At 61.4% G+C, this 17,312-nt stretch carries 13 protein-coding genes; 1 reads left to right on the plus strand and 12 read right to left on the minus strand.

The annotated features are described in order from the left end of the window. Window positions 1–89: 89 nt before the first annotated feature. From WBQ96_RS25990 to cysG, 6 genes are all read right to left on the minus strand, one after another. Window positions 90–1,697: a GMC family oxidoreductase gene (locus WBQ96_RS25990; RefSeq protein WP_336555633.1), complete on the minus strand. Its 1,608-nt coding sequence runs from the start codon at window positions 1,695–1,697 to the stop codon at window positions 90–92. Window positions 1,698–1,794: 97 nt separating this feature from the next. Next, window positions 1,795–2,325, minus strand: coding sequence for a DUF934 domain-containing protein (locus tag WBQ96_RS25995; RefSeq protein ID WP_336555636.1), 531 nt, complete (start codon window positions 2,323–2,325; stop codon window positions 1,795–1,797). An 11-nt stretch (window positions 2,326–2,336) separates the two neighbouring features. Next, the gene (locus tag WBQ96_RS26000; RefSeq protein WP_336555638.1) at window positions 2,337–3,077 is read right to left on the minus strand and encodes a phosphoadenylyl-sulfate reductase; all 741 of its coding nucleotides are present in this window, start codon (window positions 3,075–3,077) and stop codon (window positions 2,337–2,339) included. Next, window positions 3,052–4,722 carry a nitrite/sulfite reductase gene (locus WBQ96_RS26005; RefSeq protein ID WP_336555640.1) on the minus strand — a complete coding sequence of 557 codons (1,671 nt, stop codon included), beginning with the start codon at window positions 4,720–4,722 and terminating at the stop codon, window positions 3,052–3,054. The genes WBQ96_RS26000 and WBQ96_RS26005 overlap by 26 nt, the downstream gene beginning before the upstream one ends. Window positions 4,723–4,757: 35 nt before the next feature. Beyond that, a complete protein-coding gene (locus WBQ96_RS26010; RefSeq protein WP_336555642.1) occupies window positions 4,758–5,066 on the minus strand; it encodes a DUF2849 domain-containing protein in 309 nt (102 codons plus the stop codon). Then, window positions 5,063–6,511, minus strand: coding sequence for a siroheme synthase CysG (gene cysG / locus WBQ96_RS26015; protein ID WP_336555644.1), 1,449 nt, complete (start codon window positions 6,509–6,511; stop codon window positions 5,063–5,065). The genes WBQ96_RS26010 and cysG overlap by 4 nt, the downstream gene beginning before the upstream one ends. A gap of 592 nt (window positions 6,512–7,103) precedes the next feature. Here cysG and ybaL point away from each other — a divergent pair. Then, window positions 7,104–8,999, plus strand: coding sequence for a YbaL family putative K(+) efflux transporter (ybaL, locus tag WBQ96_RS26020; RefSeq protein WP_336555646.1), 1,896 nt, complete (start codon window positions 7,104–7,106; stop codon window positions 8,997–8,999). A 25-nt stretch (window positions 9,000–9,024) separates the two neighbouring features. Here the strand turns inward: ybaL and WBQ96_RS26025 are convergent, their stop codons facing one another. From WBQ96_RS26025 to WBQ96_RS26050, 6 genes are all read right to left on the minus strand, one after another. Then, the gene (locus tag WBQ96_RS26025) at window positions 9,025–9,774 is read right to left on the minus strand and encodes an SDR family NAD(P)-dependent oxidoreductase (RefSeq protein WP_336555648.1); all 750 of its coding nucleotides are present in this window, start codon (window positions 9,772–9,774) and stop codon (window positions 9,025–9,027) included. 85 nt (window positions 9,775–9,859) lie between these two features. Further along, entirely contained in the window at window positions 9,860–12,109 is a 2,250-nt protein-coding gene (locus tag WBQ96_RS26030) for a transglycosylase domain-containing protein (RefSeq protein ID WP_336555650.1), read from the minus strand. Window positions 12,110–12,208: 99 nt separating this feature from the next. Then, a complete protein-coding gene (locus WBQ96_RS26035) occupies window positions 12,209–14,215 on the minus strand; it encodes an acyltransferase family protein (protein ID WP_336555652.1) in 2,007 nt (668 codons plus the stop codon). Window positions 14,216–14,363: 148 nt separating this feature from the next. Next, the gene (locus WBQ96_RS26040; protein WP_336555654.1) at window positions 14,364–14,813 is read right to left on the minus strand and encodes a universal stress protein; all 450 of its coding nucleotides are present in this window, start codon (window positions 14,811–14,813) and stop codon (window positions 14,364–14,366) included. A 129-nt stretch (window positions 14,814–14,942) separates the two neighbouring features. Then, a complete protein-coding gene (locus WBQ96_RS26045) occupies window positions 14,943–15,560 on the minus strand; it encodes a ribonuclease D (protein ID WP_336555655.1) in 618 nt (205 codons plus the stop codon). A gap of 16 nt (window positions 15,561–15,576) precedes the next feature. Further along, window positions 15,577–16,956 carry a M20/M25/M40 family metallo-hydrolase gene (locus tag WBQ96_RS26050; RefSeq protein WP_336555657.1) on the minus strand — a complete coding sequence of 460 codons (1,380 nt, stop codon included), beginning with the start codon at window positions 16,954–16,956 and terminating at the stop codon, window positions 15,577–15,579. Between the last annotated feature and the right edge of the window lie 356 nt (window positions 16,957–17,312).

Genomic DNA, 17,312 nt, shown 5'->3' on the forward strand with positions numbered 1-17,312 from the left:
AACTGGTCGGACCAAATTATCGAAAGCCTTCGCACTGCCTCGATTATTCGCTTGGAACAGCCGGACGCAAATACAGGTGGTCAGGCCAATCAGACTCCGGCCCTGATCATGTCCGACGCTTTCTCGGCAATCATGATGGCCGGCGCATTGGTGTTGCCGCCGATGAGCGTCGGCATTACGGAAGCATCGACTACCCGCAACCGTTCGAGCCCGCGAACGCGAAGCTGCGGGTCCACCACCGCCATGTCGCCCTTGCCCATGCGGCATGTTCCCACCGGATGATAGATGGTGTCGGCACGGCTTCTGATCTGCCTCATCAGATCGGCATCGTCATCATTATCCCCCGCATGAAGCGGCTTGTGCCGGTATCGCGCGAGCGCAGGCGACCCGAGGATTTTCTGCATCATCCTCGTGCCCTTGAGGATAAGCGCTGCATCGCGCTCGTCCGACAGGAAACGCGGATTGATGCGCGGCGGCGCCATCGGATCGGTGCCGATAAGCCCGACCTCGCCGCGCGAGTGAGGCCTGAGCACACAGACATGGCAGGAGAAGCCAAAGCCGTAATGCAGCGTGCGGGCATGGTTTTCGACGAGTGCGACGACGAACTGCAATTGCAGGTCAGGCCGATCCACTGACGGGTCCGACTTGAGAAACGCCCCGCCTTCTGCGCCAGGAGAGGCGATCATGCCGGTTCCGTCACGGCGCCATTGCAGCATATGCCGGATAAAACTCACCGCACCGCGAGGGCTCATGCCGAGCATGTCTGTCTCTCTCGACCGCCAGCCGATGACGAAATCGAGATGGTCCTGCAGGTTCCGGCCAACACCCGGCAATTCGTGGATCGTCTTTATGCCGTGAAGGGCGAGCTCATTGGCAGGCCCGACACCGGACAGAAGCAGAAGCTGCGGAGAGCCGAAGGCACCGGCAGACAGAATAACTTCCCGTTTTGCCGAGGCGACTTCCTCGCGGCCTTTGACGCGGTAGCGAAGGCCGGTGGCGCGCTTGCCGTCGAACACAATGCCGGTTGCATGGGCGTGCGTGATCACCGTGAGGTTGGGCCGGCCGATGGCCGGATGCAGATAGGCCGCAGCAGCCGAGCAGCGTTCGCCATTGCGGGCACCGCCGGCGAACTGCGTTACCTGAAAGACGCCAGCCCCTTCCTGCTCATTGCCGTTGAAATCGTCGTTGGTGCGTATCTGGTTCTCGGCACAGGCTTCGATGAAGGCGCTGGTGATCGGGCGCGGCGAGCGTTGGTCCGACACTTTCAGCGGGCCGTCGCCACCATGCAAGGCATCAGTGCCCCGCTCATTGCCTTCGGAGCGCCGGAAATAGGGAAGCACTTCGTCCCAGGACCAGCCATCGCAGCCCAGTTCGGCCCATTCGTCGTAATCGCGGCGATGGCCGCGAATGTAGAGCATGGCATTGATGGCGCTTGAGCCGCCAAGCGCCTTGCCGCGCGGCTGATAGCCCTTGCGCCCGCCAAGGCCCTCCTGCGGCACGGTCTCGAACGCCCAGTTGTTGATCTTCGGCCTTCCCGGCAGCAGGGCAACGATGCCGGCGGGGGCGCGAACGAGAATGTCGTTGCCGGCGCCGCCCGCCTCGATGAGGCATACCTTGATCGACGGGTTTTCGCTCAGTCGCGCCGCAAGCGTCGCGCCGGCGGAACCGCCGCCGGCGATAACGTAGTCAAAGCCCATGGTGTTCTCCCTCGTATCCGGCGGATATTTCCGTCCGGCAACGAAAGAGAATGCCTAATCATCAAGGTTGTAAAGACCGCGCAGGACTACCGCAGCGTCAGCTGGCAGGCACGCGCCGCCAGGAATATTTCGGGCCCTTCTCGGCCGGCTTTGCGGTCGGCTGATAGTAAAGCGGGATGCCGCCCGTCTGCCCGGCTTCGAGCCGGGCAATCAAGGTCGGGTGCGACACCTCGAATTCATTGAAGCCAAGCCGCAGCATATGCGGCAGCTGGTCGATGAGGACCTGCCCGGTGGCGCGGACGGCGCCTTCGAACTGATAGCGGCTTCTCAGCAGTTCGGCCTTGGAAAAACTGCGGCCATCGTTGAAGGCCGGAAAGGCCAGCGCCACCAGTGAAAGCTGGTCAAGCAGATCGACTATCGTCTCGACGGCATCGCCGGGCTGCAGCAGCACCCCAAGGCGCTCCTTGGCTGATTTCCGCACTTCCGGATCGAGATCCAGAAAGGCCTGAAGCGGCAGGATGAAACGGCCATTGCCAGATAGCGCTTCCGCGCCTTCGGCATGGGTCCATTCTTCCTCGCGAAAGCCTTCAGGCGTCCACAGGCGCGGCTGCGCGTTGGTTTCGGTCATTCAGGCGGTTCCTAAAGCGAAGAATTGTTCAACGTCCGGTCGAGGCCGGGCAAATGAATGCCACATTCGGTTTTTGCCTGTCCAGCCCAGCGGCCACTGCGCGCATCCTCGCCCGGCTTGACGGGCTGCGTGCAGGGAAAGCAGCCGATCGACAGATAGCCATAGGCGACGAGTGGATTCTCGCGCAGTTTGTGGCTGCGCATGTAGTCGGCCAGATCACTGGTGGTCCAACGGGCGAGCGGATTTATGCGGATGCGCGGGCCAACCGCCTCAAAGGCCGGCAGCGCCTGCCGGGTGGCAGCCTGAAACCGCTTGCGGCCGGTGAACCAGGCATGGAAAGGCTCGACGCCGCGCGCCATCGGCTCGACCTTGCGGATGGCGCAGCAGGCTTCCGTGTCGGACTGGTGAAGCAGGCCGGAAGGGTCAAGGCGGTCGAGTGCTGCCTGCTCCGGCGTGATGATGCGTATGTCGGTCAGGCCAAAGTCGGCGACCAATGCGTCGCGATAGTCCAGCGTCTCGCCGAAATGCTTGCCGGTATCGAGAAAGATGATCGGAACGGACCGGTCGACCTCGGCAATCAGGTGCAGCAGCACGGCAGAATCCGCGCCGAACGACGACACGGCGGCGATGCCGCCCGTGAAATGCTCGCCAACAGAGTGCTCGATGATCTCGTGCGGCGTCAGTTCGCCATAGAGCCTTTCAAGCGAGGCAGCCGTGGCTTCCGCGTCAAGCGACCTTGGCTTCGCTGCCATAGAGCGCCTCCTTGAACGGCGCGGCACCAACACGGCGATAGGCGTCGATGAACTTTTCAGTCCGGTCGTTCCGGATGCGCAGATAGGTGTCCACCACCGTTTCGATCGCGTCGGTGATCTCCTCCGGGCCGAAGCCACGGCCGACGATTTCGCCGATCGAGGTGTGTTCATCGCCGGAGCCGCCGAGCGTCACCTGATAGAGCTCCGCGCCCTTCTTCTCGACGCCGAGAATGCCGATATGGCCGACATGATGGTGGCCGCAGGCATTGATGCAGCCGGAAATCTTGAGCTTCAGTTCGCCGATATCACGCTGGCGCTCCAGCGAGGCGAAGCGCAGCGAAATCTGCTGCGCGACGGGGATCGAACGGGCATTGGCAAGCGCGCAATAATCGAGACCGGGGCAGGCGATGATGTCGCTGATGAGGTTGGAGTTTGCCGTCGCCAGATCGATCTCTACCAGAGCATCATAGACCGCCTTGAGATCGGCGCGGGCGACATGCGGCAGGATCAGGTTCTGCTCGTGGCTGACACGCAGTTCGTCGAAACCGTATTTCTCGGCGATATCGGCCACGGCTTCCATCTGGCTGTCGGTCGCATCGCCCGGCACCTCGCCGATGCCTTTCAGCGAGATCGTGACTGCGGCATAGTCCGGGTTCTTGTGGGTGAGAACGTTCTGGTCGAGCCACTCGCCAAAGCTGCGGCTATCGAGACGCGCGGTCTTTACCGCCTCGTCGCCTTCCGGCCGAGCGACCAGTGCCGGCGGAGCGAAATAGGCTTCGATGGCGCGGACATCGGCTTCCGGCAGCTTGAGCTCGCCGTCCTTCAGCGCTTCCCACTCGGCCTCGACCTGGCGGGTCAGTTCCTCGACGCCGGTCTCGTGGACGAGGATCTTGATGCGCGCCTTGTATTTGTTATCGCGGCGGCCGTTGAGGTTGTACACGCGCAGGATCGCCGTCGTGTAGGACAGCAGATCCTCTTCTGGCAGGAAGTCGCGGATTTTCTTGGCGATCATCGGCGTGCGGCCCTGCCCGCCGCCGACATAAACGGCAAAGCCAAGCTCGCCCGCAGCATTCTTCTTCAGGTGCAGGCCGATATCATGAACCTGGATGGCAGCGCGATCACGCTCTGCGCCCGTCACCGCGATCTTGAACTTGCGCGGAAGATAAGAGAATTCCGGGTGCACCGACGACCACTGGCGCAGGATTTCCGCATAGGGGCGCGGATCGGCAACCTCATCGGCGGCAGCGGCAGCGAAATGATCGGCAGTGACGTTGCGAATGCAGTTGCCCGAGGTCTGGATGGCATGCATCTCGACGCTTGCCAGATCGGCAAGGATCGCCGGCATGTCGGACAGCGCCGGCCAGTTGTACTGGATGTTCTGGCGCGTGGTGAAGTGGCCGTAGCCCTTGTCGTATTTGCGCGCGATATGGGCCAGCATACGCAGCTGGCGCGAATTCAGCGTGCCATAGGGGATCGCGACACGCAGCATATAGGCGTGGAGCTGAAGATAGACGCCGTTCATCAGCCGCAGCGGCCGGAACTGATCCTCGGTGATCTCGCCGGCCAGACGCCGTTCCACCTGGTCGGTGAACTCGGCGACCCGGGCTTTTACGAAATCGTGGTCGAACTCATCGTAGCGATACATCGTCTTCGTCTTTCAGGGCCCGTCGGCCCGTTCCATCATGCCGCGCGCGAAACCGCCGGGCGTGCCTGCTTGCCAAGATCGTTGCGGTTTGTCGGGCCGGCGGCCCTGATCTGCTCGCGCAGGCGCGTCGGGCGAATTTCGCCGTCGACCAACTGCACGTCGATCAGATTGACATCGACCACCTCGTTGTTGACGAGGCCGGCGTGGCCGATGGCTTCAAGCCTCTCCTCGCCCGCCTTGTCGCTGGCGATCTCGGAATGATCGATCGTCTCGGCCCAGCGATGGTCGGTCGAGAACCACACGGCCTCGCCGTCGGTGAGGCGATTTGCGGTGAGTATCTTCATGCTACGGTCTCCCCGGTTCTTGCGGCCGCGCCGATATGGCGCTGTGCGGCGAGCGGTTCAGATTTCTCGAAATTGGCCCCGGCAACGGCATCGCCGATGATGGTCATGACCGGCCCGGTCAGGTCAGTGCGATCTTCCAGCGACGGCAGGTCGGCCAGCGTGCCATGGAATTTGCGGCGGCTGGTAAGGCTGGCGTTCTCCACCACGGCAACTGCCGTATCGGGAGAAAGCCCGGCATCGATCAGGCGCGATGCAACATCGGCAGCGACCGAACGGCCCATGTAGACGGCAACCGTCGCGCCGGAGATCGCGAGCTTGGCCCAATCCGGCAGCGACTTGCCCTTGAGGTCGTGGCCTGTGGTGAAGACCATCGACGAGGTGACGCCGCGCAATGTCAGCGGCAGTTCGAAATCGGCGGCAGCAGCAAAAGCGGCGGTGACGCCCGGAACAACTTCATAGGAAATTCCGGCATCGCGCAGCGCCTGCATCTCTTCGCCGGCGCGGCCGAACACCAGCGGATCGCCGGACTTCAGCCGAACCACGCGCTTGCCTTCGCGGCCGAGGCTGACCAGCAGATCGTTGATCTCTGCCTGCGACTTGGAATGGCAGCCCTTGCGCTTGCCGACCGGCAGGCGCTCGGCGTCGCGACGGCCCATGGCGACTACAGCCTCAGGAACCAGCGCATCATAGACGATGACATCGGCTTCCATCAGATGGCGATGCGCGCGCAACGTCAGCAAATCTTCGGCACCGGGGCCTGCACCAACAAGCGCGATGTGGCCTTCGGTTGGCTCCTGACGGCGGAGCAGCGCGGAGGCAACCGCGCGCGCCTCCTCAGGCTGTCCGTTTTCGAGAGCACGCGCAGGTGCCCCGGAAAAGAACTCGTTCCAGAAACGGCGGCGCGGGCTGCCTTTCGGCAGAAGCTTTTCAGCACCCTCGCGAAACGAAGCAGCCAGCACTGCCAGCGAACCAAGCGACGGCGACAGCATGCGGTCGATCTTCGAGCGCACCAACTGTGCAAGGACAGGCCCTGCCCCTTCCGTGCCGATCGCCACCGCAAGCGGCGCGCGGTTGACGAGAGCGGGCGTGAAGAAATCGCACAGTTCAGGCCGGTCGACCGCATTGACCGGAATGCCGAGGCGGCGTGCGTCGTCCGAAATCACCCGGTCCTGCCCGGCATCGCCGGTGGCGGCGAAGACCAGCACCGCGCCGTTGAGATAAGCGGAATCGTAGAGCGCGTTTATGTGGCCGGCATTGTTGGCGGCTATCCAGTCGGCCAGCTCCGGCTCGACATGATCGGAAATGATCACCAGCCTGGCGCTCGACTGACCGAGCAACCGCGCCTTGGCCAGCGCCTCGTCACCACCGCCGACGATGACCACAGCTTCGCCCTCGACCCGCATGAAGACGGGGAACGCGTTGAGCTTGGCAGACGGCTGCGACATGGTGATCGGGGTGTCCTGAATTATGCCCTAGATATTTAGCGCTCAGGGCCGAAATTCAGAAGGAATGCACTCGCGTAGCCAATCCAGAGAAGCAATCTCTTTTCTGCCAACCTGCTTATCGGAAGAAAAATAATCCTCGGCTTTTGGACGGTATCGCCGGCGGCGGCGACTTTGCCGAACGGCAAGCTTCGTGCTCGCACCCTGTCTTTCTCCGACCGATATTAGAAAATCAATCTTGACGAGCAGGATTACTGGAAGATTTTTTCCAATGATCCCACAGTCAAACGCACTGGATGTGACGTCCCTCCGCCGGCAAATGAAATGGCAACATTCTAAATTCTACCTTTTTTATAGAATTTAGAGAGCCGTCGTGACGCTGCGGCTGGTTCTTCGAACCGCGCCGAGCTTTCAACATGCATTTCAGCGCGACGAGACCCACTCCGCATTTTTCTCCAAAAGTTCTATTTCAGAGAAGATTCATGGACTTGCGGGGTTGCACGAAAGGCATCCGCTCACCCATATTGAAATCGGAGCGGCTTTCGCCGTCCCACCCCCATTTTGTTTAATTTTTTTGGAAGGCGCCCTCCGAACAATGCCGCATGACACGCCCCTCATCGCAACTATCGTCGCCGGTCTGGGGCTGGCATTTGTTTTCGGCGCATTGGCAAATCGATTTCGCATCCCGCCTTTGGTCGGTTATCTCATCGCCGGCGTTCTGGTCGGCCCGAACACACCCGGCTTCGTAGCCGACCAGAGCCTGGCGCTGGAACTCGCCGAGATCGGCGTCATCCTGCTGATGTTCGGCGTCGGCCTGCATTTTTCGCCGAAAGACCTTCTCTCCGTCCGCGCCATAGCGGTGCCGGGCGCAATCGTGCAGATCGCGTTTGCAACCGCGCTGGGCGCAGCACTTTCATGGCTGATGGGTTGGACGATCGGCGCCGGGCTGGTTTTCGGTCTGGCGCTGTCTGTCGCCAGTACCGTCGTTCTGCTGCGTGCGCTGCAGGAACGGCGCATGATCGAGACGGAGCGCGGACGCATCGCCGTCGGCTGGCTGATCGTCGAGGATCTGGCGATGGTTCTGGCGCTGGTGCTTCTGCCGGCGCTGGCAGGCGTTCTGGGCGGGCAGGAACAGGCGGCTGAACACGCCAGCAGCCTTCTCTCGTTGCAGTTCGATCTCGGCCTTTGGGGCGTGGTCGGCCTGACGTTGGCCAAGGTTGTGGCCTTCGTGCTGGTCATGGTCATCGTCGGCCGCCGGGTCATTCCGTGGATCCTGCATTACGTCGCCCACACCGGTTCGCGCGAACTGTTCCGGCTTGCGGTGCTGGCCATCGCACTGGGCGTCGCCTTCGGTGCCGCAAAGCTCTTCGGCGTATCGCTGGCGCTCGGCGCGTTCTTCGCCGGCATGATCATGAGCGAATCCGAACTCAGCCATCAGGCGGCGGAAGAGTCGCTTCCGCTGCGCGACGCGTTCTCGGTGCTGTTCTTCGTCTCGGTCGGCATGCTGTTCGACCCGGCCAGCCTGATCGAGAATACCTGGCCCATTCTGGCGACGCTGTTCATCATCGTCATAGGCAAGTCGGTCGCGGCCTACCTTATCGTCATCGCTTTCGGCTATCCGATCGCGACTGCGCTCATAATCTCAGCCAGTCTGGCGCAGATAGGCGAATTCTCCTTCATCCTTGCCGAATTGGGGGTTGGACTGGACCTTCTGCCCGAGCAGGGCCGAGACCTGATCCTGGCCGGCGCGATCCTGTCGATCGTGCTGAACCCGCTGGTCTTTGCCGGCGTGGAGAGGCTGAAACCCTGGCTGGAGAAGCGCTCCGGCAAGACGCCAGCCGCAACCGAAACCAAGCCGATCGGTCCGGCGACGGAACCCGGTGTCGTTGCCACCGCCGCGCCAGTTTCAGCCAAGGCGGATGCGGACCTACCCCCGGCAACCAAGCTTACCGACCATACGATCCTGATCGGCTACGGCCGTGTCGGCAGCCTTGTCGGCAAATCCCTGAAGGAGGCGGGCCTCCCGTTCCTGGTCATCGAGGATGCGGACAAGACACTGGCCAAGCTCCACGCCGAAGGCATCGAAACCGTTGCAGGCAATGCCGCAAACAGCAACGTCTTCGCTTCGGCCAATGCCGCCGGTGCAACGCGGCTCATCCTGGCCATTCCCAACGCTTTCGAGGCCGGTCAGATCATCCTGCGCGCGCGCGCCGCAAATCCGGAAATCCGGATCATCTCACGCGCGCATTCCGACGCCGAGGTCGATCACTTGACCGGACTGGGTGCCGATGTCGTCATCATGGGCGAGCGCGAGGTCGCACGCGGTATCGTCGAGCAGGTCGTGAAGGACTCGACCAAGGACGATCCGCGCCCACCGCTGGCCGGCCCGTTGACCTCGGACAGTCCATTGACCGAGCTGAAAGGCTTGAAGCCAAGCGACGACGCTGAAGCGAGCGAAGAGTCTTCTACCGAAGACAAGCCGAAGGCTTAAGCCTCGGCACTCTTACCCATGGCGGTCAGACGTGCTGGCCGCCATTGATGTGGATTTCCGAGCCGGTCACGTAGGACGCCTGCGTCGAGCACAGGAAGAAGATGATGTCGGCGATTTCCGATGTCGAGCCTAGCCGGCGCAACGGTATCGTCTCGACGATCTTCTCGGTGCCCGGAGACAGGATCGCCGTATCGATTTCGCCGGGCGCGATGGCATTGACGCGGATGCCGTGCGGGCCAAAATCATGCGCCATCTCGCGCGTCAGCGAGCCAAGGGCTGCCTTCGACGTGGCGTAGGACGTGCCCGCGAAGGGGTGCACGCGGGTGCCGGCGATCGAGGTGACGTTGACGATCGAGCCCTTGGCCGCCGCCAATTCCCTAAACAGACCGCGCGCCAGCATGATCGGCGCAAAGAAGTTGACCTGAAAGACATCGCGCCAGACATGCATCGGCGTGTCGATGGAGTTCATGCGGCTGCCGTCTTTCAGCTTGGGCGAGATGCCAGCATTGTTGACCAGCGCATGAAGCTGCCCGCCATGGGCCTCGAGCCGGTGGCGGATTTCGGATACGGCGATGCCGACATCTTCCTGATCGGCAAGATCGACCTTGATGTGGTCTTCTGGTCCGGCCGGCCACGGGCAATCCTCGGCAAAGGCCTGGCGCGAACAGGTGATCACGCGCCAGCCCTCGCGCGAAAAACGCTTGACGGTGGCGTGACCGATCCCGCGGCTGGCGCCGGTCAGAACGATTGTCTTTCGTGTATCGGATACAGCCATTGCGTGATCTCCAAGCCCGCTATGTAATGGATGAAGATCGCGCTGGCCAGCGGCGACGTGGCCGCAGGTGAATGATCGGCGAAGATCAGTTGCCCATGATCACGTCGAGGATCGAGGTCTGCCGCCTGACGACCGGCCCACCCACATCCGCCTGGGGAACAGGCCGTCCGATCGAGGCGGTTGGCGGTTCCTGTGGCATCGGCACGAAACCTGTGTCGCCATCGGCAGCCCCGACATCGTCCATGGGAAGGTTGCGGCTGACGGGCGAAGGCGCGGGTGCCGCTGCCGGATGGTCCGGCTCCTCGATGCTCGCCATCGGCACCGAGCCAGGTTCTGCCTGCGGCGCGGATTTCCATGTTCCCGGCAGCGGCGCGATCGGAACGCCCTCGTGGGCTGCCACCATGAATTCGTGCCACGCCTGAGCCGGCAGCGCGCCGCCGGTTACCTTCTTCATCGGCTTGCCGTCGTCATTTCCGAACCAGACGCCGGTGGTGAGATTGGCCGTGTAGCCGACGAACCAGGCGTCGCGCGAGTTCTGGCTGGTTCCGGTCTTGCCGGCGGACGGCCAGTTGAAGGCAGCCTTTTTGGCGGTGCCGACCTCGACGGTTCCGGTCATCATCGAATTCATCATGCCGACGATTTCAGGCCGGATGACGCGCGGTGCGTTGCCGCCCGTGCCTTCGTAAAGCACTTCACCGGCGGTCGTGGTGATGCGCTGGATGAAATGGACCTCCGGCTTGTAGCCGCCATTGGCAAAGGGCACATAGGCAGCCGTCAGTTCCAGCGGCGTCACCTCGGAGGTACCGAGCGCGATAGACGTATTCGCCTGAAGCTGCGATTCGATGCCCATGCGATGCGCTACTTCGATCACCGTGTTAGGTCCGACTTCCATGGTGAGCTGGGCGGCGACCGAATTCAGCGATTTCGCCAGCGCGGTTGCCAGCGTAACGCGGCCAAAATATTTGCCGTTGTAATTATCGGGCTTCCATTTGCCGATGCTGATCGGCGCGTCGTTGCGGATGCTGTCGGGCGTGCGGCCGGCCTCGAGAGCGGCCAGATAGACGAACGGCTTGAAGGCCGAGCCGGGCTGACGCCGCGCTTCGGCGGCGCGGTCGAACTGGCTGTTGGCATAGTCGTAGCCACCGACCATCGCGCGCACGGCACCCGAATTGTCGATCGAGACAAGCGCACCCTGGCTGACGCTCAGCTTCTGGCCGTTCTCGTCGATCAGGCGGCGGATGGATTTTTCCGCGAGGTCCTGCAAGGTGAGATCGATCGTGGAATCGACGATGATATCCGAGCGCACCTCGCCGATGAGGTTCGGCAGTTCTTCCATGATGCGGTCGGCGACGTAGTGTTCGGAGCCGGTCCAGTAGGATGCGGCGCGGGTTGCCGGCGCGCTCATCGCGGTCGCCAGTTCCTTCTCGCCGATCATGTTTTCGTCACGCATGGCGCCCAGCACCAGCTGCGCACGAGCCTCGGCGGCCTTGGGGTCGCGCGCCGGGGAAAGCCGTGAGGGGGCCTTCAGCAGGCCGGCAAGCAGGGCTGCTTCCGACAAGGTCACGTCGCGGGCCGACTTGCCGAAATAGCGCCGCGATGCGGCCTCCACGCCATAGGCGCCCGAGCCGAAATAGACCCGGTTGAGATACATTTCGAGGATTTGGTCCTTGGTGTGCTTCTGCTCCAGCCACAGCGCCAGAAGCACCTCCTGCACCTTGCGCTCAATGGTGCGGTCCGGCTTCAGGAACAGGTTCTTGGCAAGCTGCTGGGTCAGCGTCGAGCCGCCTTGCGAGAAACGGCCGCTGGTCAGGTTGCCCAGCAGCGCACGGCCAAGACCCATCGGATCGATGCCGAAATGCGAATAGAAGCGGCGGTCTTCGATCGCCATCACCGCCTGCGGAATGTAGGGCGACATTTCGTGCAGACCGACTGCTTCGCCGCCGGTCATGCCGCGGTTGGCGAGCAGTTTGCCGTCGACGGAGACGATCTTCACATTGGGGGGACGATCCGGAATCGCCCACGTCGTGGCGCTCGGCATCTGCGCGCCGTAATATATAACGATGCCGGCAGCAGCGATGCCGCCCCATATCGCCAGGACGAAACACCAGTAGACGGCACGCGTCAGCCCGCCAAAAAATCCGCGCCGCGGCTTTTTCCGACTGCGGCGCGAGGACTGCCCCCTCTCCGCCTTGTCAGCCTTGCGCTTTGCGGCTGGCTGCTTCTTGGCTGAGGGCATGACACGATCATCCTCGCTGACGGAAAACCCGCCCGAGGCCTTGCGCTCGGCGGATCCGTCGAAAGTCGGTTCGATGCGTGTCGTGGTTCTTTTCGCCATACCGTCCGCTGCTGCCCATTCCCCAATTGCGCGTGGGTTTCGAGTGAACAGTAAATGCGGCGATTTAAGGAGCCCTTAAGCGGGTTTTGGGCGGGAGTGTTATTGAGCAGTGGCCAAGCCGACTGCATTTTTCCGGAACGCAGTGTCGAGATTCATGAGTTGCACGAGACGACGCTTGGTCTGTTCGGTCAAATTCCTGCGGATGTGATTGTTGTCTCGATAAATGAACTCGTTACCGATAAACGAATGGCATCTCCCGTTTTCGCAAAGGTCGTCGTCAACCGCCACGAGAGAAGCGCCTTTATTCTTGGCAACAACTTCACGAAGAACCCTGTCAGTGGCGTCCTGCCGTTTATGCATATCCGCTTCGGTGATAATCAGGTCACGATCCTTGCACGGACGCCGCAAAAGCCCGGAAACGCGGCTGAACGCGCAGAAACTGGGATTTTTCTCGAAAGGCGGAACATCGCTCAAAATGACAACGGACCGTTCCTTAGAATCGATATCCTTTATCGTTTTCAGCAGGCCTGCCCTCATAAGCTCCGCCCCACGTTTTGCATTCCGCCTTTCAGGCGACTGCTGGTAGAGCGTACCCGGTATCAGCGACCAGGATGCGGCCAGAACCGCAATGTCGGCATCATTGTCCTTCATCCATTTCAGTGCCTGCATGCGGCTTTCAGCACAGTCGGACGAATAGTCCGGATCTTTCCGCACCAGCCGCTTCACAACCTCATTGTCGATGAATGGTGGGCAGGCGTGCCATACCACCAATGCTACATTCTGCTTACGCGCCGCCATGTCCAGAAGAGGCGCGAAATGTAGCGCATGGCTATCGCCCCACAAAATACCTTTGCGCTCAGCTTTCGCCCACGGCGCGCCGAGGACACAAAGCGGCTTATTCCCGAGGCCTGGAGTCTTTATGTTCTGCGGGCAGTTCCATTCCCACATGACCTCGACGCTTCGCATCGGCATTGCAGCCGACGGAAGCCTGTTGAGGAACCCGGCCGTCGAGATCAAGACAAGCCCCAGACAGGCGGTGGCAAGCATTAATACAGCGCCGGTGCCTATCACGATCAGAGGCTTGCGCGGCTTGCGCAATGGCTTTTCGACGTAACGCCAGCTTGCATAGGAAACCACCCCAACGAGCGCGATGAGTGCAAGGGCTTCACCCGCGGTCGGGGCCGCACCATTGGCATAGTTGCGGAAGAAAACCAGGATCGGCCAGTGCCAGAGATAAAGCGAATAGGAAATCAGGCCAATGAATACCACGGGGCGCAACGACAGAACCCTGGCGACAAACGTATTGCCCACCTTTGGCCAGATGATGAGCGCCGCCCCCACGCAAGGATAGAGCGCATTCAGACCCGGGAAGGGATCGTTCTCGCTCAAGGCGAGCATTCCGTAGACAATGAGCCCGGCACCCAACAGGCCAGACGCTTCGGCGGCCAACCGATTTTCCTGCTTCGGCAAAAAGACCAGCAAGGCGCCTAAAGCGAGTTCCCAAGCCCGCGTATGCAGCATGTAGAAGGCGACGCTCGGATTTTTCTCTACCGTATAGATCGCCAGACCAAGACTTATCGCGATCAGAAGGCCAAGGAATGCCGCGATGGCGCGCTTCGACTTGCGAAAGATATAGGCCATAGCCGCCAAAGCCAGCGGCCAGACCAGGTAGAATTGCTCCTCCACGCCGAGCGACCACATATGCAGGAGCGGCTGCATTTCCGCCGCCTGGTCGAAATACCCGGTATGCCAGAGAAAATAGAAATTGGCCGCGCCGAAAGCGGAGTAAATGCTGCTTCGGCCTAAATCCTCATAGTCGCCGGGAACAAGGATGAAATACCCGACCACCATCGAGACCAGCAGGACGAGCAACAGCGCCGGCACGATCCGCCGGATTCGCCTGTTGTAGAACTCAACCAGCGAAAACCGGTCGGCATCTACCTCTTTGGCCAGAGCCGCCGTGATCACAAAACCGGATATGACGAAGAATACGTCGACGCCGGTAAAGCCGCCGGAGAGTGCCGAAAAACCATAGTGATAGAAAAGTACCGACAGTACTGCGACGGCGCGCAGGCCATCTATATCCGCGCGATAGTCAAATTTCATGCTCAACAGACAGCCTATCCCAACGATGGCCCGTCAATTGCATATCAGATGGCAATTTTCAATCTAAGGTCACGGACCCTTCCGAGAGGCGCCTTCGATTTGCGTGAGGCGTGACTTTTATAGCACCGCTTGAAAAGCTTGCCCCGCTCTACCTCACGACCAGAACCGGAACGGCACTGTGGGTGAGAACCTCGGACGTCTGGCTGCCGAGCAGCAGGCGGCCGATGCCGCGGCGGCCATGCGAAGCCATGACGATGAGGTCATTGCCGCGCTCCTTGGCTGTCGCGACGATCGCGTCCGCCGGCGTGCTGTTATCGACATGAAGGACTTCAGCCTTCACGCCTGCCTTGTCGGCAGCAGCCTTTGCGGCAGCAAGAACCTTTTGCGCGAATTCCTTGCTGCCATTCTGGTAGCTCTCGACATCGGCGGGGCTGCCGACCCAGCCGAACTCACCGGCCATGCCGTAGACCGGAAAGGGCTCGGTCACGGTGATGATCGTGACCTTGCTGCCGAGGCTTTTCGCCAGCGCAAGCCCATGGCTGACGCCCTTCTGCGCCAGTTCGGAACCATCGGTGGCGATGAGTATATGCTTGTACATTTCGGCGTCCCTTTCTGCTTTGGCATTCCTGAGATGGCTCAACGCAAACGAGCCATCTTTGATCCCTTTCAATCTAGATGGGAACGCCCGGAAGGCCGGTCATTATGCCAAGCCGGGCAGGACGCCGGTTCAGCTGTGGGCGAAAATATCGTCTTCGGGCCAGCCGAGAAGGTCGAGCTTGGACCGCGTCGGCAGGAATTTGAAGCAGGCATCCGCCTCGCTGGTCCTGTTCTCGCGGGCAAGACGGCCGACGAGAACGTCGCGCAGCCGGTGCAGGTAAAGAACGTCCGAAGCTGCATACTCGAGCTGTTCGGGCGACAGTGTCTCGGCGGCCCAATCCGACGACTGCTGCGCTTTCGACAGGCTGACGCCGAGCAGTTCGTTGCAAATGTCCTTCAGGCCATGGCGGTCGGTGTATGTGCGGGTCAGGCGCGAGGCGATCTTGGTGCAGAACACCGGCTCGGGCATGACGCCGAACGCATGATAGAGCACGGCAAGGTCGAAGCGGCCGAAGTGGAACAGCTTGGTGATCTTGTCGTCGCCCAGCAGCTTGACCAGATTGGGGGCCGTTTTCTGACCCTGCGCGATCTGGATCACGTCAGCGGTGCCGTCGCCCGGCGATATCTGGACGACGCAAAGGCGGTCGCGATGCGGGTTCAGGCCAAGCGTCTCGGTGTCGATGGCGACGGCGTCGACATTGTAGTTCGAAAGGTCCGGCAGGTCGTTCTTGTGAAAGCGTATGGTCATTGCGTTTGCCCCAGAATTAGCGTGTCAGCGCGTCGAGAATGCGCGCCCAGGAGCGCTGCCCCTTGTGGAATGATGACAGGTCGTATTTCTCATTCGGCGAGTGGATGCGGTCATCGACCAGCCCGAAGCCGGCAAGCAGCGATTCCATGCCGAGGAAAGTCTGGAAATCACCGACGATCGGGATCGAGCCGCCCATAGCAAGCATCACGGCAGGCTTCGGCCATTCGTCGGACAGCGCCTGCTTGGCCTTTATGAGGAACGGCGAGTCATAGGAAAGCTGGATCGCTGGCGAGCCGCCATGTTCATGGAACTCGACGGAGCAATCGGCCGGAATTCTCGCGCGCACGAAATCGCGGAAAGCGGCGCGAATCCTGGCCGGGTCCTGCTTGTGGACGAGGCGGAACGAGACCTTCGCGGAGGCTTCGGCGGCGATGACAGTCTTGAAGCCCTTGCCGGTGTAGCCGCCATTGATGCCGTTGAACTCGGCGGTCGGACGCGCCCAGGTGAGTTCAAGCACCGACCGGCCTTTTTCGCCCGATGGAATGGACAAGCCGACTACGCCGAGAAAATTTTCGTCCGTTTCGCCAAGTGCTTCCCATGACTTCAGTATCTGCGACGGGGTTTCCTCGACGCCGTCGTAGAAACCGGGAATGGTGACGCGGCCGGTGTCGTCGTGCATATCGGCCAGCACCCTTGCCAGGATGCGGATGGGGTTTGCGGCGGCACCCCCAAATTCCCCCGAATGCAGGTCACGATCAGCGGCATGGACGGTGATCTCTTCGCCCACCAGGCCGCGCAGGCCGACACAGATAGCCGGCGTATCCCGGTCCCACATGCCGGTGTCGCAGACCATGGCGAAGTCCGCCTTCAGCTCGGCAGCATTGGCTTCAAGGAAGGGCTTCAGCGACGGCGAGCCGGATTCTTCCTCGCCCTCGAACAGGATCGTCACCTTGCAAGGCAGCTTGCCATGCACCTGCTTGTAGGCGCGGCAGGCTTCGACGAAGAGCATCAACTGGCCCTTGTCGTCCGAGGAGCCGCGCCCGGTGATGACCTTGCGGCCCGGCTCGATTTCCTTCAGTGCCGGGTCGAACGGATCGCTTTCCCACAGGTTCAGCGGATCGACGGGCTGAACGTCGTAGTGACCGTAGAACAATACATGAGGGCCTTCCCCGTCATGATGCGCAACCACCATCGGACGGCCGGGCGTGTCGCGAACGCTTGCCTCGAAGCCGATCGACTTCAGGTCCTCGACCAGCCATTCCGCGGCCTTGCGGCAATCGGCCTTGAAGGCCGGATCGGTCGAGATCGACTTGATGCGCAGCAGATCGAACAGGCGTTCGATGCTTTGGTCGAGATTGGCGTCGAGATGGTCGAGGACGGGTGCGAGAGCGGACATTGGGGGAGCCTTTCGAATCTGCGGCGCCACCCTAAAGCGCCAGTGAAAACAAGGAAACCCCAGCAATGTTGGACCAGACGCCCACCACGGCACAAAAAAATGCCGCCGTGGCTGGAGGGGGACCACGGCGGCGGTACTTCAAAAGGGGGCGGCAGCCCGGAGAGGGGGATTAGGCTGCCGCTTGGTCCGGTCTAGGCGGGGGACGGGCCTTAATCCGGACTCGGCTATAAAGCCGATGACTGACATTTGGAGATGCGAACGTGGCGATTCAAGGGCACGAAAATTACAGTTTTGTAACAAACGCGTGAGCGGCATTTTCTGTCAGGTATCGGCAAGACAAGCCCGGCCCTTGCCTG

Origin of the sequence: Mesorhizobium sp. CCNWLY176 (assembly GCF_037153935.1) — a bacterium.
Classification (GTDB): domain Bacteria; phylum Pseudomonadota; class Alphaproteobacteria; order Rhizobiales; family Rhizobiaceae; genus Mesorhizobium_M; species Mesorhizobium_M zhangyense.